The organism is Streptomyces sp. HP-A2021, from assembly GCF_022807935.1.
Lineage (GTDB): Bacteria > Actinomycetota > Actinomycetes > Streptomycetales > Streptomycetaceae > Streptomyces > Streptomyces afghaniensis.
Map to the genome: position 1 here is coordinate 7,235,246 of NZ_CP094344.1, position 25,788 is coordinate 7,261,033.

General features: G+C 70.9%; 20 protein-coding genes. 12 read left to right on the forward strand and 8 right to left on the reverse strand.

What is annotated here, in order from left to right; all coding sequences use genetic code 11:
* Window positions 1–11: 11 nt before the first annotated feature.
* On the forward strand, window positions 12–1,139 hold the full coding sequence (locus tag MQE23_RS32675) for a DivIVA domain-containing protein (protein ID WP_158101880.1): 1,128 nt from the start codon (window positions 12–14) through the stop codon (window positions 1,137–1,139).
* A 199-nt stretch (window positions 1,140–1,338) separates the two neighbouring features.
* Here MQE23_RS32675 and ileS read toward each other — a convergent pair whose 3' ends face one another.
* Window positions 1,339–4,491 (reverse strand): isoleucine--tRNA ligase, encoded by a 3,153-nt coding sequence (gene ileS, locus MQE23_RS32680; protein WP_020277558.1) that lies wholly within the window; start codon window positions 4,489–4,491, stop codon window positions 1,339–1,341.
* Window positions 4,492–5,116: 625 nt separating this feature from the next.
* On the opposite strand from ileS, the gene MQE23_RS32685 reads away from it, so the two are divergent.
* The 5 genes from MQE23_RS32685 to MQE23_RS32705 all read left to right on the forward strand — a co-directional run bounded on the left by MQE23_RS32685 (window position 5,117) and on the right by MQE23_RS32705 (window position 10,379).
* Complete coding sequence (locus MQE23_RS32685) at window positions 5,117–6,511, forward strand: TraR/DksA family transcriptional regulator (protein WP_243380984.1); 1,395 nt, start codon at window positions 5,117–5,119, stop codon at window positions 6,509–6,511.
* Between the two features lie 89 nt (window positions 6,512–6,600).
* Window positions 6,601–7,221 (forward strand): signal peptidase II, encoded by a 621-nt coding sequence (gene lspA, locus MQE23_RS32690; protein WP_020277561.1) that lies wholly within the window; start codon window positions 6,601–6,603, stop codon window positions 7,219–7,221.
* Between the two features lie 64 nt (window positions 7,222–7,285).
* Window positions 7,286–8,230: an RluA family pseudouridine synthase gene (locus MQE23_RS32695; RefSeq protein WP_020277562.1), complete on the forward strand. Its 945-nt coding sequence runs from the start codon at window positions 7,286–7,288 to the stop codon at window positions 8,228–8,230.
* Window positions 8,227–8,697 (forward strand): GNAT family N-acetyltransferase, encoded by a 471-nt coding sequence (locus MQE23_RS32700; protein WP_020277563.1) that lies wholly within the window; start codon window positions 8,227–8,229, stop codon window positions 8,695–8,697. Before MQE23_RS32695 ends, MQE23_RS32700 begins: the two co-directional genes overlap by 4 nt.
* Before the next feature lie 95 nt (window positions 8,698–8,792).
* A complete protein-coding gene (locus tag MQE23_RS32705; protein WP_020277564.1) occupies window positions 8,793–10,379 on the forward strand; it encodes a Na+/H+ antiporter in 1,587 nt (528 codons plus the stop codon).
* A gap of 40 nt (window positions 10,380–10,419) precedes the next feature.
* Here the strand turns inward: MQE23_RS32705 and MQE23_RS32710 are convergent, their stop codons facing one another.
* A complete protein-coding gene (locus MQE23_RS32710; RefSeq protein ID WP_243380985.1) occupies window positions 10,420–11,544 on the reverse strand; it encodes a mechanosensitive ion channel domain-containing protein in 1,125 nt (374 codons plus the stop codon).
* Between the two features lie 107 nt (window positions 11,545–11,651).
* Here MQE23_RS32710 and MQE23_RS32715 point away from each other — a divergent pair, with 107 nt between their 5' ends.
* A complete protein-coding gene (locus tag MQE23_RS32715; protein ID WP_020277566.1) occupies window positions 11,652–12,221 on the forward strand; it encodes a dienelactone hydrolase family protein in 570 nt (189 codons plus the stop codon).
* A gap of 18 nt (window positions 12,222–12,239) precedes the next feature.
* On the opposite strand, the gene MQE23_RS32720 is transcribed toward MQE23_RS32715, so the two are convergent.
* From MQE23_RS32720 to MQE23_RS32735, 4 genes are all read right to left on the reverse strand, one after another.
* The gene (locus MQE23_RS32720; protein WP_243380986.1) at window positions 12,240–13,910 is read right to left on the reverse strand and encodes an alkaline phosphatase D family protein; all 1,671 of its coding nucleotides are present in this window, start codon (window positions 13,908–13,910) and stop codon (window positions 12,240–12,242) included.
* A gap of 92 nt (window positions 13,911–14,002) precedes the next feature.
* Window positions 14,003–14,821, reverse strand: a complete 819-nt coding sequence (locus MQE23_RS32725) for a DsbA family protein (RefSeq protein ID WP_020277568.1) — start codon at window positions 14,819–14,821, stop codon at window positions 14,003–14,005.
* Between the two features lie 78 nt (window positions 14,822–14,899).
* Entirely contained in the window at window positions 14,900–15,595 is a 696-nt protein-coding gene (locus MQE23_RS32730; protein ID WP_243380987.1) for a hypothetical protein, read from the reverse strand.
* Between the two features lie 14 nt (window positions 15,596–15,609).
* Window positions 15,610–16,959, reverse strand: coding sequence for a DUF2252 domain-containing protein (locus MQE23_RS32735; RefSeq protein WP_243380988.1), 1,350 nt, complete (start codon window positions 16,957–16,959; stop codon window positions 15,610–15,612).
* Between the two features lie 216 nt (window positions 16,960–17,175).
* Here MQE23_RS32735 and dnaE point away from each other — a divergent pair, with 216 nt between their 5' ends.
* A complete protein-coding gene (gene dnaE / locus MQE23_RS32740) occupies window positions 17,176–20,715 on the forward strand; it encodes a DNA polymerase III subunit alpha (protein WP_037674333.1) in 3,540 nt (1,179 codons plus the stop codon).
* A gap of 116 nt (window positions 20,716–20,831) precedes the next feature.
* On the opposite strand, the gene MQE23_RS32745 is transcribed toward dnaE, so the two are convergent.
* Window positions 20,832–20,996, reverse strand: a complete 165-nt coding sequence (locus tag MQE23_RS32745) for a hypothetical protein (protein ID WP_243380989.1) — start codon at window positions 20,994–20,996, stop codon at window positions 20,832–20,834.
* A 222-nt stretch (window positions 20,997–21,218) separates the two neighbouring features.
* On the opposite strand from MQE23_RS32745, the gene MQE23_RS32750 reads away from it, so the two are divergent.
* The 4 genes from MQE23_RS32750 (at window position 21,219) to MQE23_RS32765 (ending at window position 25,223) form a co-directional block, all read left to right on the forward strand.
* Window positions 21,219–22,427: an NYN domain-containing protein gene (locus MQE23_RS32750; RefSeq protein ID WP_243380990.1), complete on the forward strand. Its 1,209-nt coding sequence runs from the start codon at window positions 21,219–21,221 to the stop codon at window positions 22,425–22,427.
* Window positions 22,428–22,550: 123 nt separating this feature from the next.
* Window positions 22,551–23,525: an ABC transporter ATP-binding protein gene (locus MQE23_RS32755; RefSeq protein WP_243380991.1), complete on the forward strand. Its 975-nt coding sequence runs from the start codon at window positions 22,551–22,553 to the stop codon at window positions 23,523–23,525.
* A 106-nt stretch (window positions 23,526–23,631) separates the two neighbouring features.
* The gene (locus tag MQE23_RS32760; RefSeq protein ID WP_243380992.1) at window positions 23,632–24,453 is read left to right on the forward strand and encodes an ABC transporter permease; all 822 of its coding nucleotides are present in this window, start codon (window positions 23,632–23,634) and stop codon (window positions 24,451–24,453) included.
* Between the two features lie 56 nt (window positions 24,454–24,509).
* Window positions 24,510–25,223, forward strand: a complete 714-nt coding sequence (locus tag MQE23_RS32765; RefSeq protein ID WP_243380993.1) for a DUF2567 domain-containing protein — start codon at window positions 24,510–24,512, stop codon at window positions 25,221–25,223.
* A gap of 53 nt (window positions 25,224–25,276) precedes the next feature.
* Here MQE23_RS32765 and ybaK read toward each other — a convergent pair whose 3' ends face one another.
* Complete coding sequence (ybaK, locus tag MQE23_RS32770) at window positions 25,277–25,780, reverse strand: Cys-tRNA(Pro) deacylase (RefSeq protein WP_020277577.1); 504 nt, start codon at window positions 25,778–25,780, stop codon at window positions 25,277–25,279.
* Window positions 25,781–25,788: the final 8 nt, after the last annotated feature.

The window sequence follows — 25,788 nt, forward strand, 5'->3', positions numbered from 1 at the left end:
GAGGTGAAGAGATGCCGTTGACCCCCGAGGACGTGCGGAACAAGCAGTTCACGACCGTCCGCCTCCGAGAAGGCTATGACGAGGACGAGGTCGATGCCTTCCTCGACGAGGTCGAAGCCGAACTGACCCGCCTGCTCCGCGAGAACGAGGACCTGCGCGCCAAGCTGGCCGCGGCCACGCGCGCTGCTGCCCAGAACCAGCAGAACATGCGCAAGCCTCCGGAGCAGCAGGATCAGCAGCAACAACAGCAGCAGCAGGGCATGCGCGGTCCTGGTGGTCCTGTTCCCGCCGGCATATCGGGCCCGCCGCAGCAGCAGATGGGTGGCCCCATGGGTGGTCCGCCCCAGCTGCCGAGCGGTGCCCCGCAGCTGCCCGCCGGTCCCGGCGGTCAGGGTGGCCCGCAGGGGCCCGGCCCGATGGGCCAGGGTCCGGGCGGTCCGGGCCCGATGGGCCAGCCCCCCATGCAGCAGCAGATGGGTGGTCCGATGGGCGGCCCCATGGGCGGTCCGATGGGCGGCCCCGGTCAAGGAGGCCCCGGTGGCGACAGCGCCGCCCGTGTCCTCTCGCTGGCCCAGCAGACCGCCGACCAGGCGATCGCCGAGGCCCGTTCCGAAGCCAACAAGATCGTCGGCGAGGCGCGTTCGCGTGCCGAGGGTCTGGAGCGTGACGCCCGTGCCAAGGCCGATGCCCTGGAGCGGGACGCGCAGGAGAAGCACCGCGTCGCGATGGGCTCCCTGGAGTCCGCCCGCGCCACGCTGGAGCGCAAGGTCGAGGACCTGCGCGGCTTCGAGCGCGAGTACCGCACGCGCCTGAAGTCGTACCTGGAGTCGCAGCTGCGTCAGCTGGAGACCCAGGCCGACGACTCGCTGGCCCCGCCGCGCACTCCGGCGACCGCGTCCCTCCCGCCGTCCCCGGCGCCTTCCATGGCACCGGCCGGCGCGAGTGCCCCGTCGTACGGCGGTGGCAACCAGACGATGGGCGGCGGTCCCTCGCCGTCCGGTCCGTCCTACGGCGGTCAGCAGCAGATGTCTCCGGCGATGACCCAGCCGATGGCGCCGGTGCGTCCGCAGGGCCCGTCGCCGATGGGCCAGGCGCCCTCGCCCATGCGGGGCTTCCTGATCGACGAGGATGACAACTGACGGCCTGATGGCCAGTAGTACGGCATAGACGTCGGCAGCGTTCAGGGCGGGGCCCCGGGTTTGCACCCGGGGCCCCGCCCTTTGTCGCGCGCGCCGTCCCTTTGCCACACGCGTTCGTGCGCACACAACGCCGAAGGCCCGGTCCCGCCAAGATCTTTGGCGGGACCGGGCCTTCGGTCCGTGGCTTACCCCCTGTGGGTTACGCCTTGCGCAGGCGGAACGTCAGCGTCAGTCCCTCGTCCGTGAACGGGCTCCCGTAGCTGTCGTCCGCATCACCTCCGGCGAAGTCCGTCGCGAGGACCTCATCGGCGATCAGGCCGGCGTGGTCGGTGAGGGCCGCGACCGTCGCCGGGTCCGTGGCGGTCCAGCGCAGTGCGATGCGGTCGGCCACGTCGAGGCCGCTGTTCTTGCGGGCCTCCTGGATCAGGCGGATCGCGTCACGGGCCAGACCCGCACGGCGGAGCTCCTCCGTGATCTCCAGGTCCAGGGCGACCGTCGCGCCCGCGTCGGACGCCACCGACCAGCCCTCGCGCGGGGTCTCCGTGATGATGACCTCGTCGGGGGCCAGCGTGATGGTCTCGCCGTCGACCTCCACCGACGCCGTACCCTCGCGCAGGGCCAGGGACAGGGCGGCAGCGTCCGCGTTGGCGACGGCCTTGGCCACGTCCTGGACCCGCTTGCCGAACCGCTTGCCCAGGGCGCGGAAGTTGGCCTTCGCCGTGGTGTCCACCAGGGAGCCGCCGACCTCGCTCAGCGTCGCCAGGGACTCGACGTTCAGCTCCTCCGTGATCTGCGTGCGCAGTTCGGAGTCCAGGGTCTCGAAGCCCGTCGCCGCGATCAGGGCGCGGGACAGCGGCTGACGGGTCTTGACGCCCGACTCCGCGCGCGTGGCACGGCCCAGCTCCACGAGCCGGCGCACCAGCACCATCTGCTTCGACAGCTCCGGGTCGATGGCGGTGAGATCCGCCTCGGGCCAGGACGACAGGTGGACCGACTCCGGTGCACCCGGGGTGACCGGAACGATCAGGTCCTGCCACACCCGCTCGGTGATGAACGGGGTCAGCGGGGCCATCAGCTGCGTCACCGTCTCGACGACCTCGTGCAGGGTGCGCAGCGCGGCCTTGTCGCCCTGCCAGAAGCGGCGGCGGGAGCGGCGCACGTACCAGTTCGACAGGTCGTCGACGAACGCGGACAGCAGCCTGCCGGCGCGCTGGGTGTCGTAGGCGTCGAGGGCCTGGGTGACCTGGTCGGTGAGCGCGTGCAGTTCGGACAGCAGCCAGCGGTCCAGGACCGGGCGGTCCGCCGGGGCCGGGTCGGCCTCGGACGGGGCCCAGCCCGACGTGCGGGCGTACAGGGCCTGGAAGGCGACCGTGTTCCAGTACGTGAGGAGCGTCTTGCGGACGACCTCCTGGATCGTGCCGTGGCCCACGCGCCGGGCCGCCCAGGGGGAGCCGCCGGCGGCCATGAACCAGCGGACCGCGTCCGCGCCGTGCCGGTCCATGAGCGGGATCGGCTCCAGGGTGTTGCCCAGGTGCTTGGACATCTTGCGGCCGTCCTCGGCGAGGATGTGGCCGAGGCAGACCACGTTCTCGTACGACGACTTGTCGAAGACGAGCGTGCCGACCGCCATCAGCGTGTAGAACCAGCCGCGGGTCTGGTCGATGGCCTCGCAGATGAACTGCGCCGGGTAGCGGGCCTCGAACAGCTCCTTGTTCTTGTACGGGTAGCCCCACTGTGCGAACGGCATCGAACCCGAGTCGTACCAGGCGTCGATGACCTCGGGCACGCGCGTGGCCGTCTTGCCGCAGCCGTCCTGCGGGCAGGCGAAGGTGACCTCGTCGATGAACGGGCGGTGCGGGTCCAGGCCCGACTGGTCGGTGCCGGTCAGCTCGGTCAGCTCGGTGAGGGAGCCGACGCAGGTGAGGTGGTCGTCCTCGCAGCGCCAGATCGGCAGCGGGGTGCCCCAGTAGCGGTTGCGGGACAGGGCCCAGTCGATGTTGTTGTTCAGCCAGTCGCCGTACCGGCCGTTCTTGACCGTGTCCGGGAACCAGTTGGTGTTCTCGTTCTCCGCGAGGAGGCGGTCCTTGACCTCCGTGGTGCGGATGTACCAGGAAGGCTGGGCGTAGTAGAGCAGCGCGGTGTGGCAGCGCCAGCAGTGCGGGTAGCTGTGCTCGTACGGGATGTGCTTGAAGAGCAGGCCGCGCTGCTGGAGATCCTCGGTGAGCTTTTCGTCCGCCTTCTTGAAGAAGACGCCGCCGACGAGGGCGACGTCCTCCTCGAAGGTGCCGTCCGGGCGGACCGGGTTCACGACCGGCAGGCCGTACGCGCGGCAGACCTTGAGGTCGTCCTCACCGAAGGCGGGGGACTGGTGGACCAGACCCGTACCGTCCTCGGTCGTGACGTACTCGGCGTTCACCACGAAGTGCGTGCCGCCCTCGGTCTCCGGGAACTCGACGAGCTCGAACGGGCGCTGGTACGTCCAGCGCTCCATCTCGGCGCCCGTGAAGGTCCGGCCGGTGGTCTCCCAGCCCTCGCCGAGGGCCTTGGCGAGGAGCGGCTCGGCGACGACCAGCTTCTCCTCGCCGTTCGTCGCGACGACGTAGGTGACCTCGGGGTGCGCGGCGACCGCGGTGTTGGAGACCAGCGTCCAGGGCGTGGTCGTCCACACCAGGAGCGCGGCCTCGCCGGCCAGCGGGCCGGAGGTGAGCGGGAAGCGGACGAAGACCGACGGGTCGACGACCGTCTCGTAGCCCTGCGCCAGCTCGTGGTCCGACAGGCCCGTGCCGCAGCGGGGGCACCAGGGGGCTACGCGGTGGTCCTGGGCCAGCAGGCCCTTGTTGAAGATCTCCTTGAGCGACCACCAGACCGACTCGATGTACTCGGGGTCCATGGTGCGGTAGGGCTCGGTGAGGTCGGTCCAGTAGCCCATGCGGGTCGTGAGCTCTTCGAAGGCGTCCGTGTGCCGGGTCACCGACTCGCGGCACTTCGCGTTGAACTCGGCGATGCCGTACGCCTCGATGTCCTGCTTGCCGGAGAAGCCGAGCTCCTTCTCCACCGCGAGCTCCACCGGGAGGCCGTGGCAGTCCCAGCCGGCCTTGCGGGCCACGTGGTAGCCGCGCATGGTGCGGAAGCGGGGGAAGACGTCCTTGAAGACGCGGGCCTCGATGTGGTGGGCACCGGGCATGCCGTTGGCGGTGGGCGGGCCCTCGTAGAACACCCACTCGGGGCGGCCCTCGGACTGCTCCAGGCTCTTGGCGAAGATCTTCTGCTCACGCCAGAAGTCGAGCACGGCGTGCTCGAGGGCGGGCAGGTCGACCTGGGCGGGCACCTGGCGGTACGTCGGCGATGTCATCAGCGGGCTTCCTCCGGCGGACTTGCTGCCTTCCGTCCGGAGGGACGAGAGCTACGTCTGCCTGCGCCGCCTTCGGCGCGCTCCCGCGGTACCACCCTCCTTGGCCCTCCGGCGCGGGGTGTGCGTCGGTGGGCCCCCTCATTGGGGTCGCGATGCCGGTTCTACTGGCCGCCGCGCTCGGCGGCGGTTTTCTTCCGGCGGCTCCGGGGTGATCTTCACGTCGCGCTCGCCCCCGGGCTTCCACCGTCCCCGGGTCGCTCTGGGCTGCGTACGCCGCTACTCGTCCCCATCCACGCTTTTCGCTCCGCCCAGTGTACGGCGCCGCGCGGACAGCGGCCGACCGCTTTTTCGGGGCGGTCGGGGACAGAGGGCCGTAAGGGACGTCGCAATGGGTGGCGTATGGGTTTGATGACCTGAATGGAGTGGTATGGGTGTTCGGATCCTGGGACGTCCGGCTCGGCGGATTACCGGGCGGGGAGCTGGGCACAACGGATGCAGGTTCGCCGCGCGGCGTGCGCGAGGTGGGCGAATCGGGCGGTGTGCCCCGTTGCCGCGGGACTCAAGTCGATTTATCGTCCCAGCACGATTCGCGCACAAGATCACAATATGTGAAGGGGCCGCGGCCATGGTGGCGAAGAAGACCGCCGTACAGCAGCCGGCGTCCGGCAGGTCCGCGGAGGCCTCCGGCGGTGCGGCCAAGGACGTGGGCGGGAAGAAGACCACGCAGGGGGGCTCGGCGGGGCGGGCGGCGAAGGGGGCGGCCGGGAAGGCGACCGAGGGGACGAAAGCGGCTGTCAAGAAGACGAAGGCGGCTGTCAGGAAGGTGACGGCCAAGAGGGCCGTGGCCGAGGAAGCGCTGGCCAAGGCCGGGAAGGCTGTGACCAAGAAGGCGGCGACGGAGCCTCCGGCTGAGAAGGCGACGGTTGAGAGGGCCCCGGCGAAGCATGCGGCCGCCAAGGCGGCGGCCAGGAAGACGGCAGGCAGGACGGCGGCAGGCACGGCTGCGGTGGGGAGAGCCTCGGCCAAGGGGACGGCTGCCAAGAAGACGGTGGCTGAAACTGTCGCCAAGAAGACGGTGGCCAAGAAGACGGTGGCCAAGGAGACGGTGGCCAAGAAGACGGTGACCAAGGAAACGGCAGCCAAGGCCGCGGCCGGGAAGGCCCCGGCCAGGAAAGCGGCTGCCAAGGCCCCGGCCAAGAAGGCCCCGGCCAAGAAGGCCCCGGCCAAGGAGGCGGCGGCCGACGAGGCGGTGGCGAAGAAGGCCGTGGCCAAGGAGGCGGCGGCGAAGAAGGCCGCTGTCAAGCGGGCGAAGGCCGCCAAGGCCGGCGCCGCGAAGAAGGCCGGCGTCGCCAAGAAAGGCGGCGCCGCGAAGAAGCGCGTCGAGGCCGAGGGCGTTCGCGCCGGAGGCGAGAGCACCACCACGAAGGGCGCTGTCGGGAAGGGCGCTGCCCGGACCGGCGCGGTCACACAGGACACGGCCGGGAGCAGCACGGCCAAGAAGGCGGGTGCGGCCGAGGCCGCGCAGCAGACGGGAGCGACGACCGTGGGTGCGAAGAAGACTCCTGGCACGGCGACGGCGGCCAAGACCGCTGTTCCGAAGGCACGGGCGGCAGCGGCGGAGCCCGGTGAGCTCGCGGTTCGCCCGGGCGAGGACCCCTGGACGGAGGCGGAGGTCGAGGAGGCGCGTGCCGAGCTGACGTCCGAGGAGATCCGGCTGCGTGAGGAGATCACGTCGTCGGAGCGGTCGCTCGTCGGTCTGATGCGGGACTCCGGGGACGGCGCGGGCGACGACCAGGCGGACACCGGCACCAAGAACATCACCCGCGAGCACGAGCTGGCGCTGGCCGCCAACGCGCGCGAGATGCTCGTCCAGACCGAGCGCGCCCTGGAACGCCTGCACGCGGGCACCTACGGCCTGTGCGAGAACTGCGGCAATCCCATCGGCAAGGCCCGCATGCAGGCCTTCCCGCGGGCGACCCTGTGCGTGGAGTGCAAGCAGAAGCAGGAGCGCCGGTACTGACCGGCGGCCGAATGCCTCCTGAGCACGTGGGACGCCCGGGGTGTGCCGTACCCTCGTCCTCAGTCAGGCACCTAGGTTGAGGGACTCACGTGGCAGAGGCGGAGCGCATCATCGGTACGCCGGACACACCGGACGCGACCGGCAACGGGCGGGAGCGCCCCGACGAGGCGGCGGCCGCCGGGGCGTCCGGCGCGGATGAGCCGGCGGCGGCCGGGCGGCCCCGGGGCAAGCGCCGGATCGCGGTCCTGTTCGCGGTCGCCACGTTCGCGTACGCCCTCGACCTGATCAGCAAGATGATCGTGGTGGCCAAGCTGGAGCACCACCCGCCCATCGAGATCATCGGGGACTGGCTGAAGTTCGAGGCGATCCGCAACGCGGGCGCGGCCTTCGGCTTCGGCGAGGCCTTCACGGTCATCTTCACCATGATCGCGACTGCGGTGATCGTGGTCATCGCCCGGCTCGCCCGCAAGCTCTACAGCCTGCCCTGGGCGATCGCGCTCGGGCTGCTGCTGGGCGGTGCGCTGGGCAACCTCACCGACCGGATCTTCCGGGCGCCGGGCGTCTTCGAGGGCGCGGTCGTGGACTTCATCGCGCCCAAGCACTTCGCCGTCTTCAACCTGGCCGACTCGGCGATCGTGTGCGGCGGCATCCTGATCGTGCTGCTGTCGTTCAAGGGGCTCGACCCCGACGGGACCGTCCACAAGGACTGAGCCCGCGAGGGGTTGTCCACAGGCGCGGTACGGGGCTGTCGGACCCGTCCGGCATACTCGACGGGTGAGCACGATTCCCGAGATCCGTACCCTGCCCGTGCCCGACGGCCTGGAGGGCGAGCGCGTCGACGCCGCCATCTCCCGCATGTTCGGCTTCTCCCGGACCAAGGCGGCCGAGCTCGCCGCCGCGGGGAAGGTCACGGTCGACGGATCGGTGGTCGGCAAGTCGGAGCGCGTGCACGGCGGCGCCTGGCTGGAGGTCGAGATGCCGCAGGCGCCCGCGCCGGTGCAGGTGGTGGCCGAACCGGTCGAGGGCATGGAGATCGTGCACGACGACGATGACGTGGTCGTGATCGTCAAGCCGGTGGGCGTGGCCGCGCACCCGTCGCCGGGCTGGACCGGCCCGACCGTCATCGGGGGCCTGGCCGCCGCCGGGTACCGCATCTCGACCTCCGGCGCCGCGGAGCGCCAGGGCATCGTGCACCGGCTCGACGTCGGCACGTCCGGTCTGATGGTGGTCGCCAAGTCGGAGTACGCGTACACGTCGCTGAAGCGCCAGTTCAAGGAGCGCACGGTCGACAAGCGGTACCACACGCTCGTCCAGGGCCATCCCGACCCGACCAGCGGCACCATCGACGCGCCCATCGGCCGCCACCCGCAGCACGACTACAAGTGGGCGGTCACCGCCGAGGGCAAGCCGTCCGTCACGCACTACGACCTGATCGAGGCCTTCCGCGCGGCGTCCCTGCTCGACGTGAAGCTGGAGACCGGCCGCACCCACCAGATCCGCGTCCACATGGCCGCCCACCGGCACCCCTGCGTCGGCGACCTGACGTACGGCGCCGACCCGACGCTCGCCAAGCGGCTCCATCTGACCCGTCAGTGGCTGCACGCGGTGCGGCTCGGCTTCGAGCACCCCGGGGACGGGCAGTGGGCGGAGTTCGCGTGCGACTACCCGGAGGACCTGCAGAAGGCCTTGGACCAGGTCCGGGAGGAGACCTACGCATGAGCGTCCCGTCGTACGTGGTGCGCGTCGCCGAGAACCCGGCCGACCGTGAGGCGTGCTTCGCGGTGCGCAAGGAGGTGTTCGTCGGCGAGCAGGGTGTGCCGGAGGACATCGAGTACGACGCGTACGACCCGGGGGCCGTCCATGTGCTGGCGGTCCGGGAGGACGGCGTTCCGCTCGGGACGGGGCGGCTGCTGCTCGGGGATGCGGCCGTGGCACAGACCGGAGCCGACGCGTCCGTGGGCTCCCTCGGCCGGCTCGCCGTGGCCGCCCACGCGCGCGGACTCGGCGTCGGCGTTGCCCTGGTGCGGGCCATCGAGGACGCGGCACGCGCGCGTGGTCTGGCGGCCGTGGACCTGCACGCCCAGACGCACGCACTGGGCTTCTACGAGCGGCTCGGCTACGAGCCGTACGGGCCGGAGTACTTGGAGGCGGGCATTCCGCACCAGGGGATGCGGCGTTCGCTTTAGCCCGTCATGAAAGGTGCCGAAACGGTTTGTCCCGGGAGTTGCGTGGCAGGCTTGAGATCAGTCGTGTGAACGTTTGACCTTCCGGAGCGCTGACCGTGGATCAGTTGGCCCTGCTGTTCGTGCTGCTGCTCGGGGCCGTGATCAGCGTCCCGGTCGGGGACCGGTTCAGCGTGCCCGCGCCGGTGCTGATGACGCTCCTGGGCATAGTCCTCGCGCTGCTCGACTTCGTACCGAACGTCGAGATCCCGCCGGACCTGATCCTGCCGCTGCTGTTGCCGCCGCTGCTGTACGCCGCGGTGCGGCGCACGTCCTGGCGGCAGTTCGCGGCGAACAAGAGGCCGATCTTCCTGCTGGCCGTGGCGCTGGTCTTCGTCACCATGGCCTGTGTGGCCGCCGCGGCCAACGCGATCGTGCCGGGACTGCCGCTGGCCGCCGCGTTCGCGCTCGGCGCGCTGGTCGCGCCGCCGGACCCGGTCGCGGCCACGGCAGTGGCCGGGCAACTGGGGCTGCCGCGCCGACTGGTGTCGATCCTGGAGGGCGAGGGGCTGTTCAACGACGTGACGGCCATCGTCCTTTACCACGTGGCGATCGCCGCCGCCGTCAGCGGGACGTTCTCGCCCTGGAAGGCCGGGCTCGACCTCGTGCTGTCGGCCGTGGTGGCGGTGGCCGTGGGCCTCGCGCTGGGCTGGGGCGCGAACAAGCTGATGGAACTGCTCGGGGACGCGACCCTCCAGATCGGGCTGACCCTGCTGGTGCCGTACGCCTCGTACGTCCTGGCCGAGGAGATGCACGGGTCCGGGGTGCTCGCCGTGCTCACCACCGCGCTGTTCCTCGCGGAGTACGGGTCCGACGCCGACGACGTCATGACGCGGCTGGCCGGGCACACGTTCTGGAACATCGTCGACACGCTCGTCACCGGCGTCGCGTTCGGGCTGGTCGGGCTGGAGCTGCACAACGCCATCCACACGGCGTCCGGCCGGTGGGGCGAGTTGCTCGGGTGGGCGGCGGTGGTCGTCTGCGTGGTCGTGTTCGTCCGGCTGTTGTGGCTGCTGCCGGCGACCTGGCTGACGAAACGGCTGCACGCGCGGCGGGACTACGACGAGGACATCCCGGTGAGCTGGCGCGAGACCGTGGTCATGTGGTGGTCGGGAATGCGCGGGGTGGCCTCGGTGGCGCTGGTGCTGGCCATTCCGCTGGAGACCGACGCGGGGGCGCCGTTCCCCAGCCGGGACGAGATCATCTTCATCGCGTTCGGGGTGATCGTGGTGACGCTGGTGGTGCAGGGGCTGACCTTGCCGTGGCTGGTGCGGCGGCTGGGGGTGCGGGCCGACACGGACGTCGAGAAGGAGTTCGCGAAGGCGCTGGCGATCCGGGCGTCCAAGGCGGCCAAGCGCAGGCTCCAGGAGATCGAGGAGGTCGAGGAGCTTCCGGAGGAGCTGTCCGAGCAGATGGTGCGGCGGGCGTTCGACATCGCCGTGCGGATCAGTCCCGCGGTGGCCGAGGACGAGCGGCGGGAGGCCTATCGGGAGCGGGCGCGGCGGCTGAAGCGGGTGCGGCGGATCCAGCAGGAGATGCTGAGCGCTGCGCGGCACGAGGTGCTGGCGGCGCGGAGTGAGCCGGGGGCGGACCCGGAGGTGGTGGACCGGGTGCTGCGGCATCTCGATGTGCGGTCCATGCGGTGAACTCGGGTCCCCGGGCCCGCCCCTGGCTGCCCGCCTCGCGTCAGCGCTCCGGCCTCGTAGAGCCGTGGTAGCGGCGCTGCTGGTGCGGGACGCCGTCCTGGGACGGGCGGTGGCCGTTGCGGGACGGGGGCTGGGCCGCGTCCGCCGTGTTGACCCGGGGCAGCGCGTAGGGGTGCTCTTCGGACAGCCAGCGGAGCATCTGCTCGCGGACCGACACCCGCACCGTCCAGATGTCGTCCGCGTCCTTGGCGGTCACCAGGGCTCGCACCTGCATGGTGTTCGGGGTGGTGTCCGTGACGGACAGGTCGTAGGCGCGGCCGTCCCAGGCCGGGCACTGGCGCAGGATGTCGCGGAGCTTCTCGCGCATCGCGTCCACGGGGGCCGTGTGGTCGACGTGCCAGAAGACGGTGCCGGTCATCTGCGGCGTGCCGCGCGACCAGTTCTCGAACGGCTTGGACGTGAAGTACGACACGGGCATGGTGATCCGCCGCTCGTCCCAGGTGCGCACGGTCAGGAACGTCAGCGTGATCTCCTCGACCGTGCCCCACTCGCCGTCCACGACGACGGTGTCTCCGATGCGGACCATGTCGCCGAAGGCGATCTGGAACCCCGCGAACATGTTGCTCAGCGTGGACTGCGCGGCGACACCGGCGACGATGCCGAGGATGCCGGCCGAGGCCAGCAGCGAGGCACCCGCGGCGCGGAACGCGGGGAACGTCAGCAGCATGCTCGCCGCGGCCACCACGCCGACGATCGCCGACACCACCCGCATGATCAGCGTCACCTGGGTGCGCACCCGGCGGACCCTGGCCGGGTCGCGATGGGCCCGGGCATTGGCGTAGCGGCTGTACGACGTCTCGACGATCGCCGCCGCGATACGGATCACCAGCCAGGCGGTCGACCCGATCAGCACCAGCGTCAGCGTCTGGCCGACGGCCTGGTCGCGGCTCTGCAGCAGTTGCGCCTCGTCGTACGACCCTCTCAGCAGGGCCGCGAGGAGCACGAGCTGGTAGGGGATGCGGCCGCGGCGGAGCAGCCCCCACAGCGGGGTCTCGTGGTGCCGTTCGTCGGCCTTGCGCAGCAGGAAGTCGGTGGCCCAGCCGATCACCAGCGTGAGCACGACCGAGCCACCGACCACGATCAGCGGTCGCAGCAGGTTTTCCATGCCCCCGAACCTAACCGGCTCGCGGGGTACATGAACATGTGACTTCGGCGGCGTCCTGGGTAGTGCCGTGATCCCGGGCTGTCACACCCGGCTGGCACCATGGGCTCATGAACATCATGCTCTTTCACTCGACCCATGGGCTGCGGCCCGCGGTGCTCCAGGCCGCCGACCGGCTGCGCGCGGCCGGACACGAGGTGTGGACGCCCGACCTCTTCGAGGGACGCACGTTCGACACGGTCGAGGAGGGCATGGAGCACAAGGAGAAGATCGGCAAGGAGGAGCTGCTGAAGCGGGCCGTGCTGGCCGCCGCGCCCTACTCGGAGCGCGGGCTGGTGTACGCCGGGTTCTCGCTCGGTGCCTCCATCGCCCAGACCCTCGCCCTCGGCGACGACAAGGCGCGCGGTCTGCTGCTCCTGCACGGCACGTCGGACATCGCGCCGGGCGTCACGGCGGACGAGCTGCCGGTCCAGCTGCACGTGGCGGAGCCCGACCCGTTCGAGACGGACGACTGGCTCAGCGCCTGGTACCTCCAGATGGGCCGCACCGGCGCCGACGTCGAGGTGTACCGGTATGCGGGCGCGGGCCACCTCTACACCGACCCCGACCTGCCGGACTACGACGAGGAGGCCGCCGAGGCCACCTGGCGGGTGGCGCTCGGCTTCCTCGACAGCCTGTAGCCGACGGTTGTCAGGGGCTCACACGGCGTCGTAGACGCGCTCGATCTTCTGCGTGCCGCTGCGCGTGCGGTACGAGCGGGACCACGTGGCGGTCGCGTCGCGCTCGGCGCGGTCCGAGATGACGTAGTAGTCCATCTGCGCGCGCTCGGCCGTGATGTCCAGGACGCCGAAGCCGTGGCGGTCGGTGTCGACCCAGTGGACGTGCCGGTTGGCGGCGCGGATCACGGGTGCGGCGACCGCGGAGACGGTGCCCTGAGGGACCTTGACCATGTCGTCGAGGTTGTCGGAGGTGACCGAGGTGACGACGAACTCCGTGGCCGCGGAGGGGGACAGCGGGTACGTACCGGCGTCCACCGGCACGTCGTTGGCCCACGCCATGTGGATGTCGCCGGTGAGGAAGACGGTGTTGCGGATGGCGTTGGACCGCAGGTGCGCCAGGAGCTCGCGGCGGTCGTCGGTGTAGCCGTCCCACTGGTCGGTGTTGAGGGCGAGGCCCTCCTGCGGCAGGCCCAGCAGCTTGGCCAGCGGCTTCAGCAGATCGGCGGAGAGCGAGCCGATGGCGAACGGCGAGACCATCACCGAGTTGCCGACCAGCCGCCAGGTGGTGTCGGACGCCTTCAGGCCCGCCTTGAGCCAGTCGAGCTGGGCACGGCCGGTGAGGGTGCGGTCCGGGTCGTCGACCTCGCCGTTGCCGACCTTGACCTGCTGCGAGCGGAACGAGCGCAGGTCCAGCAGCGAGAGGTCGGCCAGTTTGCCGAAGCGCAGCCGGCGATAGGTGGTGCCCGCGATCGCCGGGCGCACCGGCATCCACTCGAAGTAGGCCTGCTTGGCGGCGGCCTGGCGGGCGGACCAGGTGCCCTCGGCGCCCTCGGTGTGGTTCTCGGCGCCGCCCGACCAGGCGTCGTTGGCGAACTCGTGGTCGTCCCAGATCGCCACGACCGGGGCCGCCGCGTGCAGCGCCTGGAGGTCCGGGTCGGTCTTGTAGCGCGCGTGCCGGACGCGGTAGTCGGCGAGGGTGACGATCTCGTGGGCCGGGGCGTGCGGGCGGACGACCGTGCCGCGGGTGCCGTACTCGCCGGTGCCGTACTCGTAGATGTAGTCGCCGAGGTGCAGCCAGGCGTCCAGGTCGCCGCGGGTTGCGAGGTGGCGGTACGGGGAGAAGTAGCCGGCCTCCCAGTTGGCGCAGGAGACCACGCCGAAGCGGAGGCCCGTGACGGCCGCGTCGTGCGCGGGCGCGGTGCGGGTGCGGGCGGCGGGGGAGTCGGTGCCGCCGGCGGAGAAACGGAACCAGTAGTCCGTGCCCGGTTCCAGGCCGCGGATGTCGGCCTTCACGGTGTGGTCGGACGCGGCCGTCGCGGTGGTGGAGCCCTTGGCGACGACGGTGGTGAACGCCCGGTCCCTGGCGACGACCCAGCTCACCTCGGTGTCCGGGCCGAGTCCGGAGCCGGGTATGGCCTCCGGGACGGGGGTCACGCGGGTCCACAGCAGGACGCCGTCCGGCAGGGGGTCCCCGGAGGCGACGCCGTGCAGGAAGGCGGGAGCCTGGTCGACGGCGCGCGCGGGCAGGGTCGCTGCCAGCGGTCCGGCCAGGACAGCGGTCGCCGCCGCGGCCTTGACGACCGTACGGCGGCGCGGAGTGAGGGAGTTGAGGTCCTCTGACGGCTTCGATGATCTGTATCGACTGGTCACGGACGATCAGGTTACTGATCGGTACGCGCCAGAGCGGGCGAACTCCCGAAGTTCGCCCGCTCTTCACGTGGTGGCCGGTCCCGGACCCGCCGTCACTTCTTGAGGGCCTCGCCCACGACCCTGTTGAAGTCGGCCACTGTCATCAGCGGCGTGCCCTGGTTGTCGGCGGTGAGCTGCTTGCCGTCCATGACGAAGCCCGGGGTGCCCGTGACTCCGTCCTTGTTGTCGTCGAAGGTCTTCGACATGGCCATCGCCCAGGCGTCGTAGGTGCCCTTCTCGACCGCGTCCTGGAACTTCTTGTTGCCCTTCAGGTCCGGGACGGTGTTCGCGACCTTGATGAGGTAGCTGTCGTCCTTGAACTTGTCGGTCGTCTCCTCCGGGTGGTACTTCGCCGAGTACAGCGCGGCTTTGTAGTCGAGGAACGCCTCGGGGCTGACGTTCAGCGCGGCGCCCAGGGCGCTCAGCGCGTTCTTGGAGCCCTCGCCGTTGTCCTTGTTGTCGATGAAGGTGGCGCCGATGAACTGCATCTTGAACTTGCCGTCGTCGATGTCCTTCTTCACGGTCGGACCGACGGTCTGCTCGAACTGGGCGCACACGGGGCAGCGCGGGTCCTCGTAGACCTTCAGGGTCTTCTTGGCCGAGTCCTTGCCGATGACGACCGTGGTGCCCTTGGCGCCCGTGGTGTTGGCCGGGGCGACGACCTTGGCGTCCTTCTGGGCCTCCCAGTAGGTGGGCTTGTTGGCCTGGACGACCGCGTAGCCGATGCCGCCGGCTATCGCGAGGACGCCGACGATGGAGGCGGCGACGATGATCTGCCGCTTCGCCTTCGCCCGCTTGGCCTCGCGCTCGCGCTCGATGCGCAGCCGCTCACGGGCCGCCGTCTTCGCCGCCTGGGTGTTCCGCTTGCTCATGGTGATGTTCTCCGTCGGGGACGCGCACACGTCGTGTGCGGAATGGGTAAGGGGGACTGCCGGTGCTCGAAAGGTGCCTCACGCGAAGGCGGGCGAGCACGGCGGTCCACGCCGTCCCAGACAGTGGGCGAGGATCCGCTCGCGGGCGGTGGGCGTGCGGTCGGCGGCCCGCGACGGCAGCCGGCGCCCGGCCGGGGCCCGCGTCACCGTCACGGCGGAGACCGCCAGCAGCAGCGGCCGGAACGTGGTCGCCCCCACGGCCCGCAGCAGCTGGGCCAGGGCCCGCTCACCCCGGCGCAGCCAGACGGCGGCGGTCAGTCCCACGCCGACGTGTGCGCACAGCAGCAGCCAGGCGGTGGCCGGGTCGGCGTGCGCGACCGCGGCCGCGAGCCGGTCGGTGCCGGTGGCCCCTGCCATCCGGGCCAGCGGTGTGCCGATCTCGCCGCCCCCGCACAGCACGTCCAGGCCGACCGACCGCAGCGGGCCGGCGACCGGGCCGCCCGAGCGGCCGTAACAGGCGTGCTGCCCCGTGGTGAACACCGTGTCGGCGGCCAGCTCCAGCGGGATCAGCAGGGCCGCGATCCGCCCGAAGGAGCGCTCGCGGCCCGCCAGGGCGTAAGCGATCACGAACACGGTGGCGGCGACCGCGGCCACCGTGCCCAGCGGGAGCGGGACCCGGGACAGCAGCACGTGCGACGCGGTGCTGAGCGTCACGACCACTGCCGTGAACAGCGCCGCGCGTACGGCTCTGAGCTGGATCCCGGATATGTCCATAGCGAAAGGAGACCTTACAGACCCGGGATCCGGCCGTTGCGGAACAGGTCCACGAAGGTCTGGTGGTCGGCACGCGCGCGTGCGCCGTAGCCGTGCGCGAAGTCGGTCAGCAGCGGCGCGAAGCCCTCCTCGTCGGCCGCGATCGCCGCGTCGATCGCCCGCTCCGTGGAGAACGGCACCAGGGACTCACCGGACTGGTCGTCCGCCGCCGAGTGCATCGTGGCCGTGGCCCGGCCGAGGTCGGCCACCACCTGGGCGATCTCCTCCGCGTCGTCGATGTCGCCCCAGTCGAGATCCACCGCGTACGGCGAGACCTCGGCGACCAGCTGGCCCGCGCCGTCCAGCTCCGTCCAGCCCAGCCACGGGTCGGCGTGCGCCTGGAGGGCGCGCTGGGAGATGACCGTGCGGTGCCCCTCGTGCTGGAAGTAGTCGCGGATCGCCGGGTCCGTGATGTGCCGGGAGACGGCCGGGGTCTGGGCCTGCTTGATGTAGATCACCACATCGTTCTCCAGGGCGTCGCTGTGGCCCTCCAGCAGGATGTTGTACGACGGCAGCCCCGCCGAGCCGATGCCGATGCCGCGCCGGCCGACGACGTCCTTCACGCGGTAGGAGTCCGGGCGGGCCAGCGAGCTGTCCGGGAGCGTCTCCAGGTAGCCGTCGAAGGCGGCGAGGACCTTGTAACGCGTGGCCGCGTCCAGCTCGACGGAGCCGCCCCCGGACGCAAAACGGCGCTCGAAGTCGCGGATCTCCGTCATCGACTCCAGCAGCCCGAAGCGGGTCAGCGACCGGGCGTCGCGCAGCGCGTCCAGCAGCGGGCCCTGCGCCGTGTCCAGCGTGAACGGCGGCACCTCGTCGCTCTTGGCGCCGGTGGCCAGGGCGTGGATCCGCTCGCGGTACGCGACCGCGTAGATCGCCACCAGCTCGGAGATCTGCTCGTCGCTGAGCGCCTTCGCGTACCCGATGAGGGCGATGGAGGCGGCGAAGCGCTTCAGGTCCCAGGTGAACGGGCCGACGTAGGCCTCGTCGAAGTCGTTGACGTTGAAGATCAGGCGGCCGTTGGCGTCCATGTACGTGCCGAAGTTCTCCGCGTGCAGGTCGCCGTGGATCCACACGCGCGACGTGCGCTCGTCCAGGTACGGCCCGCTGAGTACTTTCCCGCCACCCCGCCCGGCGTTCTCCTGATCGAGATCGTGGTAGAAGAGGCACGCCGTGCCCCGGTAGAACGCGAAGGCCGAGGCCGCCATCTTCCGGAACTTCACGCGGAACGCGGCCGGGTCGGCGGCCAGGAGCTCGCCGAAGGCGGTGTCGAAGACGGCGAGGATCTCCTCACCGCGGTGCTCGTCGTCGAGCTGCGGGAACGACATCGCTGGGTGCCTCCTGGTGCATACGTCTCGGGGCGGCAGGTCCGCCCTCCGGCTAACGTGCGGCGGTCCGCGGGAGTGCCCGCGACCCCCGCACGAAGGTACGCGGGTCAGGCCTCCGAGTGTCAGTGTCGAGGCATAGACTTCGACGCTGTCCCCCAGACTGTCCGCAGCCTGTCGGGCCCCATTCCGCACATGTTTTCTCTGGAGGCCGCAGCCGTGTCAAAGCCGCCGTTCACGCACCTGCACGTCCACACCCAGTACTCGCTGCTGGACGGTGCCGCGCGGCTGAAGGACATGTTCAACGCGTGCAACGAGATGGGCATGACGCACATCGCCATGTCCGACCACGGCAACCTCCACGGGGCGTACGACTTCTTCCACTCCGCGCAGAAGGCCGGGGTCACCCCGATCATCGGCATCGAGGCGTATGTCGCGCCCGAGTCGCGCCGCAACAAGCGCAAGATCCAGTGGGGCCAGCCGCACCAGAAGCGGGACGACGTCTCCGGTTCCGGTGGTTACACCCACAAGACGATGTGGGCGGTGAACAAGACCGGCCTGCACAACCTCTTCCGGCTCTCCTCGGACGCCTACGCCGAGGGCTGGCTCCAGAAGTGGCCCCGGATGGACAAGGAGACCATCGCCCAGTGGTCCGAGGGGATCGTCGCCTCCACCGGCTGCCCCTCCGGCGAGGTCCAGACCCGGCTGCGCCTCGGCCACTTCGACGAGGCCCTCAAGGCCGCCGCCGACTACCAGGACATCTTCGGCAAGGACCGCTACTTCCTGGAGCTGATGGACCACGGCATCGAGATCGAGCACCGGGTCCGCGACGGCCTGCTGGAGATCGCCAAGAAGCTCGGCATCCCCCCGCTGGTCACCAACGACTCCCACTACACCTACTCGCACGAGGCGAGCGCCCACGACGCGCTGCTGTGCATCCAGACCGGCAAGAACCTCTCCGACCCGGACCGCTTCAGGTTCGACGGCACCGGCTACTACCTGAAGTCCACGGACGAGATGTACGCCATCGACTCCTCGGACGCCTGGCAGGAGGGCTGCGCCAACACCCGGCTGATCGCCGAGATGGTCGACACCACGGGCATGTTCGAGAAGCGCGACCTGATGCCCAAGTTCGACATCCCGGAGGGGTACACGGAGGTCAGCTGGTTCCGCGAGGAGACCCTGCGCGGCATGCACCGCCGCTTCCCGGACGGCATCCCGGACGACCGCATGAAGCAGGTCGAGTACGAGATGGACACCATCATCTCGATGGGGTTCCCGGGCTACTTCCTCGTGGTCGCCGACTTCATCATGTGGGCCAAGAAGCAGGGCATCGCGGTCGGCCCCGGCCGAGGCTCCGCGGCCGGCTCGATCGTCGCCTACGCCCTCGGCATCACCGACCTCGACCCCATCCCGCACGGCCTGATCTTCGAGCGGTTCCTCAACCCCGAGCGCATCTCCATGCCCGATGTCGACATCGACTTCGACGAGCGCCGGCGCGTCGAGGTGATCAGGTACGTGACGGAGAAGTACGGCGCCGACAAGGTCGCCATGATCGGCACGTACGGCACCATCAAGGCCAAGAACGCGATCAAGGACTCCGCGCGCGTGCTGGGCTACCCGTACGCGATGGGCGACCGCCTCACCAAGGCCATGCCCGCCGACGTCCTCGGCAAGGGCATCAACCTCGACGGCATCACCAACCCCGAGCACCCCCGCTACTCGGAGGCGGGCGAGATCCGGGCGATGTACGAGAACGAGCCGGACGTGAAGAAGGTCATCGACACCGCCAAGGGCGTCGAGGGCCTGGTCCGGCAGATGGGTGTGCACGCCGCCGGCGTGATCATGTCCAGCGAGACCATCACCGACCACGTCCCGGTCTGGGTCAGGCACACCGACGGCGTGACCATCACGCAGTGGGACTACCCGAGCTGTGAGTCGCTCGGCCTGCTGAAGATGGACTTCCTGGGCCTGCGCAACCTGACGATCATGGACGACGCCGTCAAGATGGTGAAGTCCAACAAGGGGATCGACATCGATCTCCTGAGCCTCCCGCTCGACGACCCCACGACCTTCGAACTGCTCCAGCGCGGCGACACCCTCGGCGTCTTCCAGTTCGACGGCGGACCCATGCGCTCCCTGCTCCGGCTGATGAAGCCGGACAACTTCGAAGACATCTCCGCCGTGTCGGCCCTGTACCGGCCGGGCCCGATGGGCATGAACTCCCACACGAACTACGCGCTGCGCAAGAACGGGCAGCAGGAGATCACGCCGATCCACCCCGAGCTGGAGGAGCCGCTCAAGGAGGTCCTGGACGTCACCTACGGCCTGATCGTCTACCAGGAGCAGGTGCAGAAGGCCGCCCAGATCATCGCCGGCTACTCGCTCGGCGAGGCCGACATCCTCCGCCGCGTGATGGGCAAGAAGAAGCCCGAGGAACTGGCGAAGAACTTCGTGCTGTTCAAGGAGGGCGCCCGCAAGAAGGGCTACAGCGACGAGGCCATCCAGGCGCTCTGGGACGTGCTGGTGCCCTTCGCCGGCTACGCGTTCAACAAGGCGCACTCCGCCGCGTACGGGCTGGTCTCGTACTGGACGGCGTACCTCAAGGCGAACCACCCCGCCGAGTACATGGCCGCGCTCCTCACGTCCGTGAAGGACGACAAGGACAAGTCGGCCGTCTACCTCAACGAGTGCCGCCGCATGGGCATCAAGGTGCTCCCGCCGGACGTCAACGAGTCGATGTCCAACTTCGCGGCCCAGGGCGACGACGTGATCCTCTTCGGCCTCTCCGCCGTCCGCAACGTCGGTACGAACGTCGTCGAGTCGATCATCAGGTGCCGCAAGGCCAAGGGGAAGTACGTCTCCTTCCCGGACTACCTCGACAAGGTGGAGGCGGTGGTCTGCAACAAGCGCACCACCGAGTCCCTGATCAAGGCCGGCGCCTTCGACGCCATGGGCCACACCCGCAAGGGCCTGACTGCGCAGTACGAGCCGATGATCGACAACGTGGTCGCGGTCAAGCGCAAGGAGGCCGAGGGGCAGTTCGACCTCTTCGGCGGCATGGGCGAGGCCGAGAGCAGCGAGCCGGGCTTCGGGCTCGACGTGGAGTTCACCACCGAGGAGTGGGACAAGACCTATCTGCTCGCCCAGGAGCGGGAGATGCTCGGTCTGTACGTCTCCGACCACCCGCTGTTCGGTCTGGAGCACATCCTGTCCGACAAGGCCGACGCGGGCATCTCCCAGCTGACCGGCGGTGAGCACTCCGACGGCGCGGTCGTCACCATCGGCGGCATCATCTCCGGCCTCCAGCGCAAGATGACCAAGCAGGGCAACGCCTGGGCCATCGCCACCGTCGAGGACCTCGCGGGCTCGATCGAGTGCATGTTCTTCCCGGCGACGTACCAGCTCGTCTCGACCCAACTCGTCGAGGACGCCGTGGTGTTCGTCAAGGGCCGCCTCGACAAGCGCGAGGACGTACCGCGGCTGGTCGCGATGGAGCTGCAGGTCCCCGACCTGTCGAACGCGGGCACCAACGCGCCCGTCGTGCTGACCATCCCGGCCACCCGGGTCACTCCGCCGCTGGTCAGCCGCCTCGGCGAGGTCCTCAGCCACCACAAGGGCGACAGCGAGGTCCGGATCAGGCTCCAGGGACCGACCAAGACGACCGTGCTGCGCCTGGACCGGCACCGGGTGAAGCCGGACCCGGCGCTCTTCGGTGACCTGAAGGTGCTGCTCGGTCCGTCCTGCCTGGCGGGATGACCCAGGGGGTGTCCGCCTAGCCCGCGGACGGCGCTTGAGGCGCGTGAGGGGCGTACCCGGTACCTGGTACGCCCCTCACGCATGTGCGTGGGTCTCAACAACCCGTTACACAGATGTCAGTTGTGGCCGAAGCTGCGCTTCCGCTTGCGGGACGCCACGTCACCGGGGGTCAGCTCGACCTCGGGCTGGGGCTCCGCCTCCGCCCCGGGGCTGCGGTCCGCGCGCTGCCCGCGCTCGGTCGGACGCTGCTGCTTACGGTCACGGTTCTTGTTCTTGGCCATGGTGATGCCTCCTGTGGGGGATCTAGGGGCCAGGGCCGGGACCAGATTCACACAGGCCGACAACGATCGCATGTCGGACAATTACCCTGCGTGACAGGGGTAGTCGGAGCAGGCCGGAGCGAAACGCCACGCCGAAGATCGAGTTCCGGCCGTTAACCTCCGCGCCGTCGGGCAGACTCGAAGCAAGCCCGAAGCAAACCTCCCGGGAAGAGGGTGAGTCGTGTGGACCGCTGCATCGTCCTGGTGGACGCGGGGTATCTGCTGGGGGCGGCGGCGAGTCTCCTCGCCGGGGAGCCCTCACGATCCCGGATCACCGTCGACCACACCGCCCTCATCCAGGGGCTGCGCGAACGCGCCGAGTCGGACACGCAGCAGCCGCTGCTGCGGATCTACTGGTTCGACGGCGCCCCCGACCGCGTCCCGCAGCCCGAGCACCGCAGGCTGCGCGTGATGCCCCGGGTCACCGTCCGGCTGGGCGCGCTGACCCGCAGCGACGGCCGCTGGGCGCAGAAGGGCGTGGACGCCGCGATGCACGCCGAGCTCACCGAGCTGGCCCGCAACCGCGCCTGCTCCGACGTCGTCCTCGTCACCGGCGACGGCGACCTGCTGCCCGGCATGATGGCCGCCAAGGAGCACGGCGTCGCCGTCCACCTGTGGGCCGTGCAGGCCGCCGACGGCGACTACAACCAGTCCGAGGACCTGGTCGCCGAGGCCGACGAGCGGCGCGTCCTGGACCGGACCTGGATCACCAAGGCCGTCCGCGCCAAGGAGCACACCGGCGTGTGCGCCCCGCAGCCCGCGCCCCGGCCCGAGATCGCCGCGATCCTCTCCGCCCCGCTGCCCGAGTCCGCGCTCGCCGCCGCGACCGAGCGCCCCGCCCCGCAGCCGCAGCACCCCGCGGCCGGCGCCGGGCAGAACGGCGCGGAGGAACGGGCACCCGCCCCCAAAGGCGTCCCCACACCCAAAGACCTGGCCGCCCTGCGCGCCCCCGGCCCCCAGTCCGCCCAGCAGCCCGCCGCCACCCTCCGCTGGTCCTCCGACAAGGGCTGGGTCGACCGGCCCACGGCCGAGCCCCCCGAGGCCGCCTCGATGCCGACGCTCGCCCAGCTGACCACGGCCGAGCAGCGGTGGGCCGACCGCGAGGAGGACATCACCACCGTCGGCGGTGACCCCTACGAGGTGGGGCAGGTCTTCGCCCGGCGCTGGGTCGAGCGCCTCGGCGACCAGAGCCACCTGCAGAAACTGTCCGGGATGTACCCGCGCATCCCGCACCGCGTCGACGGGGAGCTGCTGCGCTACGCGGCCCGCTTCGGCCTGCTCGCCCACAAGGACGACCAGATCGACGAGCGGGACCGGTACGCCATCCGGGCCGGCTTCTGGAAGGAGATCGGCGTGCGCACGGGGGTGGAGCACGCGCCCGTCGGCGAATGAGAACTTTGCCGACGGATTTCCCGTTGTGGACCGACCCGAGAGCGGGCCGGGGCAGTCGACCCCGTAGTCTCGTTGCTTGTGAGTAAGCGCGCGGCACAGGCATTTCGGCACGATGGTGACGTCGTGTGCGCGGTGCGCGGGCTGACCAAGACCTATCCGGCAGTACGCGGCCGGCGCGGCGCGCCCGGAACGCCCGAGGTCCGCGCCACGGACGACGTGACCCTGGACATCCGGCGCGGCGAGATCTTCGGCCTGCTCGGGCCGAACGGCGCCGGCAAGTCCACCCTCGTACGGCAGCTCACCGGGCTGATGCGGCCCGACCGGGGCAGCGTGGAGATCCTCGGGCACGACATCGTGCGCCACCCGGAGCGGGCCGCGCGGATCCTCGCCTACCTCGGCCAGGAGTCCACCGCCCTCGACGAGCTGACCGTGTCGCTCGCCGCCGAGACCACCGGGCGGCTGCGCGGTCTGGCCGTACGGCGGGCGCGGGCCGAGCGGGACGACGTACTCGACGAGCTGGGGCTCGTGCCGCTCGCCGGGCGGCCGCTGAAGAAGCTCTCCGGGGGCCAGCGGCGCCTGGCGTGCTTCGCCGCGGCGCTGGTGGGGGAGCGGCCGCTGCTCGTGCTCGACGAGCCGACCACCGGCATGGACCCGGTGGCGCGGCGGGCCGTGTGGTCCGCCGTCGACCGGCGGCGGGCCGAGCGCGGGACGACCGTGCTGCTCGTCACCCACAACGTCATCGAGGCCGAGACCGTGCTGGACCGGGTGGCCGTCCTCGACCGGGGGCGGGTGATCGCCTGCGACACCCCGGCCGGGCTCAAGGAGCAGGTCGCCGGCGAGGTGCGGGTCGACCTGGTGTGGCGGGACGCGGCGCCACTGCACGTCCCCGAGGTGGCCGCGCTGCGGGACCGCGCCGTGGAGGCGGGGCGCCTGTGGACGCTCCGGCTCGGACCCGAGGAGGCCCGGGCGGTCGTCGCCACCGTCACCGGAGGGGCCGCCTTCGCCGCCCTGGACGACTTCACGCTGGCCACGCCGAGTCTGGAGGACGTGTACCTGGCCCTGGGCGGTGCCGTGCAGCAGGGGCTGGTGAAGGCGTGAGGAGTACGAAGGCCTTGAGTACGCGGGCCGCCGCATACGTACCGAACACATACGTACCGAACAGGGCGACTGCCGCACCGGACCCGACGAAGGGGAGCAGCGCGACGTGAGTGTCGTACCCGCCGATGTCCTGCCGGGCAGTGCCCTGGCCGTGGACGAGCCCGCCGCGTGCGCGGCCGAGCTCGGGCCCCGGGCGCGGCTGTGGCCGTCGCTGGCGGCCGTGTACCGGGCGCAGCTGTCCCGGGCGCGGGTCGCGCGGATCCCGCTGCTGTTCGTGGCGACGTTCCAGTCGGTCGGGATCATGATCCTGATGCGCGGGGTCGTGGACGACGGGTCCGAGGCGCAGGCCGTCGTCGCCGGGTCGTCCGTGCTGGTGGTGGCCTTCGTGGCGCTGAACCTGCTCGCGCAGTACTTCGGGCAGCTGCGGGCCAGCGGCGGGCTCGACCACTACGCGACGCTGCCGGTGCCGCCGGCGGCGGTGGTGCTGGGCGCGGCGGGCGCGTACGCGTCGTTCACCGTGCCGGGCACCCTCGTGACGGCGGTGTTCGGCTGTGTGCTGTTCGGGCTGCCGCTGGCCCATCTGTGGATCCTGGTGGCCGTGATCCCGCTGGCGGGCGCCGCGCTCGCCGGGCTGGGGGCGGCGCTCGGGCTGCTCGCGCCCCGGCCGGAGCTGGCCACGCTGCTCGGGCAGCTGGGCATGTCGGCGGCGCTGCTGCTGGGCGTGCTGCCGGCGGACCGGATGCCGGAGGTCGTGCGGTTCGCGCGGGATCTGCTGCCGTCGACGTACGGGGTGGAGGCCTTCGCGCGCACGTTCGGGCCAAACCCCGACTGGGCCTTCGTGCTCGGTGACCTCGCCGTGTGCGGGTTCGTGGGCGTCGTCTCGCTGGCCGTGGCGACCTGGGCGTACCGCCGGGCGGCCGTCCGGTGAGCGGGGAGGGATCGTCCGGTGACGCGGGGCACAGGCGGGCCTGGCACGATGGCAGGGTGACCGCACCACTGAATCCGCCACCGCCGCCGCATGAACGTTCCACACAGGACGCGTGGCCGCCGCCGGGCACCGGGTCCGGGGCGCATGGATCGCAGGCCCCCGGGTCTCAGCACGCCGAGTACGCCGCGTACTCCGGGCACGGCTGGTACTGGCAGGACGGGCCCGGCATGAAGACGGAAGTGCGGGAGGCCGGACTGGTCGCCGTGGCGGTGGCGCTCGGCGGGGTGCTGCTGGGTGTGCTGTGGTGGTGGCTCGCGCCGCACGTGCCGCTGGTCGGTGACGTGGTCGAGGGCAAATGGATCGTCTTCCTCAAGGACACCGAGGGGGAGCAGGCCGTCGGGGTCGACGGCACGTTCGCGTTGCTCGGGCTGGCCTTCGGGGTCGTCAGCGCCCTGGTCGTGTTTCTGCTGCGGCGGCGTGGGGGCGTGCCGCTGGTGGTGGGGCTGGCCGTCGGAGGGCTGCTCGGGTCGTTGCTGGCCTGGCGGATCGGGGTCTGGCTCGGGCCTGCCGAGGATGTGGTCGCGCATGCGCGGGACGTGGGGCGGGGGGTGACGTTCTCCGCGCCGTTGAAGTTGGGCGCGAAGGGGGCGTTGCTGGCCTGGCCGCTTGCCGCGCTGGTGTTCCATCTCGGGTTGACGGCGTTGTTCGGGCCTCGGGATCCGGAACCGGAGTTTCCCGACGGGCCGTATCAGGCACCGCCGGTCGCGTAGTGCTCGGCGCTGGTGCTGCCGGCGGGTGGGTGCGCAGCTAAGCGGCTGAGCGGCTAAGGGCGTCCGATCGGGGCCAGCACCGCCTCCGTCAGCCTCGCCAAGTCCTCCGGGGACAGTTCCACCTCCAGGCCCCTCCTGCCCGCCGAGACGCAGATGGTCGGGTGCGCGGAGGCCGACGCGTCCAGCACCGTCGGGAGCTTCTTGCGCTGGCCCAGGGGTGAGATGCCGCCCCGTACGTAGCCCGTCGTGCGTTCCGCCAGGGTCGGGTCGGCCATGGTCGCGCGTTTGCCGCCGACCGCCGCTGCCAGGGCCTTCAGGTCGAGTTGGCCCGCCACCGGGACCACCGCGACCGTCAGCGCGCCGTCGATGTCCGCCACCAGGGTCTTGAAGACGCGGTCCGGTGAGACGCCCATCGCCTCGGCCGCCTCCTCGCCGTAGGAGGGGTGGGCGGGGTCGTGGTCGTAGGAGTGGACCGTGAACTCCGCGCCCGCCGCCGTGAGGGCGACCGTCGCCGGGGTGCCGCCGGGCTGGTGCTGCTTCTTCGACTTCTTCGCCATGGGCGTCC

Bases quoted from the DNA above. Each gene is read 5' to 3' on its own strand.
- MQE23_RS32730 (WP_243380987.1), bottom strand. From the start codon at position 15,595: ATGGACATATCCGGGATCCAGCTCAGAGCCGTACGCGCGGCGCTGTTC.
- MQE23_RS32710 (WP_243380985.1), bottom strand. From the start codon at position 11,544: ATGGAAAACCTGCTGCGACCGCTGATCGTGGTCGGTGGCTCGGTCGTG.
- MQE23_RS32685 (WP_243380984.1), top strand. From the start codon at position 5,117: ATGGTGGCGAAGAAGACCGCCGTACAGCAGCCGGCGTCCGGCAGGTCC.
- MQE23_RS32715 (WP_020277566.1), top strand. From the start codon at position 11,652: ATGAACATCATGCTCTTTCACTCGACCCATGGGCTGCGGCCCGCGGTG.
- ileS (WP_020277558.1), bottom strand. From the start codon at position 4,491: ATGACATCGCCGACGTACCGCCAGGTGCCCGCCCAGGTCGACCTGCCC.
- MQE23_RS32745 (WP_243380989.1), bottom strand. From the start codon at position 20,996: ATGGCCAAGAACAAGAACCGTGACCGTAAGCAGCAGCGTCCGACCGAG.
- ybaK (WP_020277577.1), bottom strand. From the start codon at position 25,780: ATGGCGAAGAAGTCGAAGAAGCAGCACCAGCCCGGCGGCACCCCGGCG.
- MQE23_RS32675 (WP_158101880.1), top strand. From the start codon at position 12: ATGCCGTTGACCCCCGAGGACGTGCGGAACAAGCAGTTCACGACCGTC.
- MQE23_RS32700 (WP_020277563.1), top strand. From the start codon at position 8,227: ATGAGCGTCCCGTCGTACGTGGTGCGCGTCGCCGAGAACCCGGCCGAC.
- MQE23_RS32725 (WP_020277568.1), bottom strand. From the start codon at position 14,821: ATGAGCAAGCGGAACACCCAGGCGGCGAAGACGGCGGCCCGTGAGCGG.
- MQE23_RS32735 (WP_243380988.1), bottom strand. From the start codon at position 16,959: ATGTCGTTCCCGCAGCTCGACGACGAGCACCGCGGTGAGGAGATCCTC.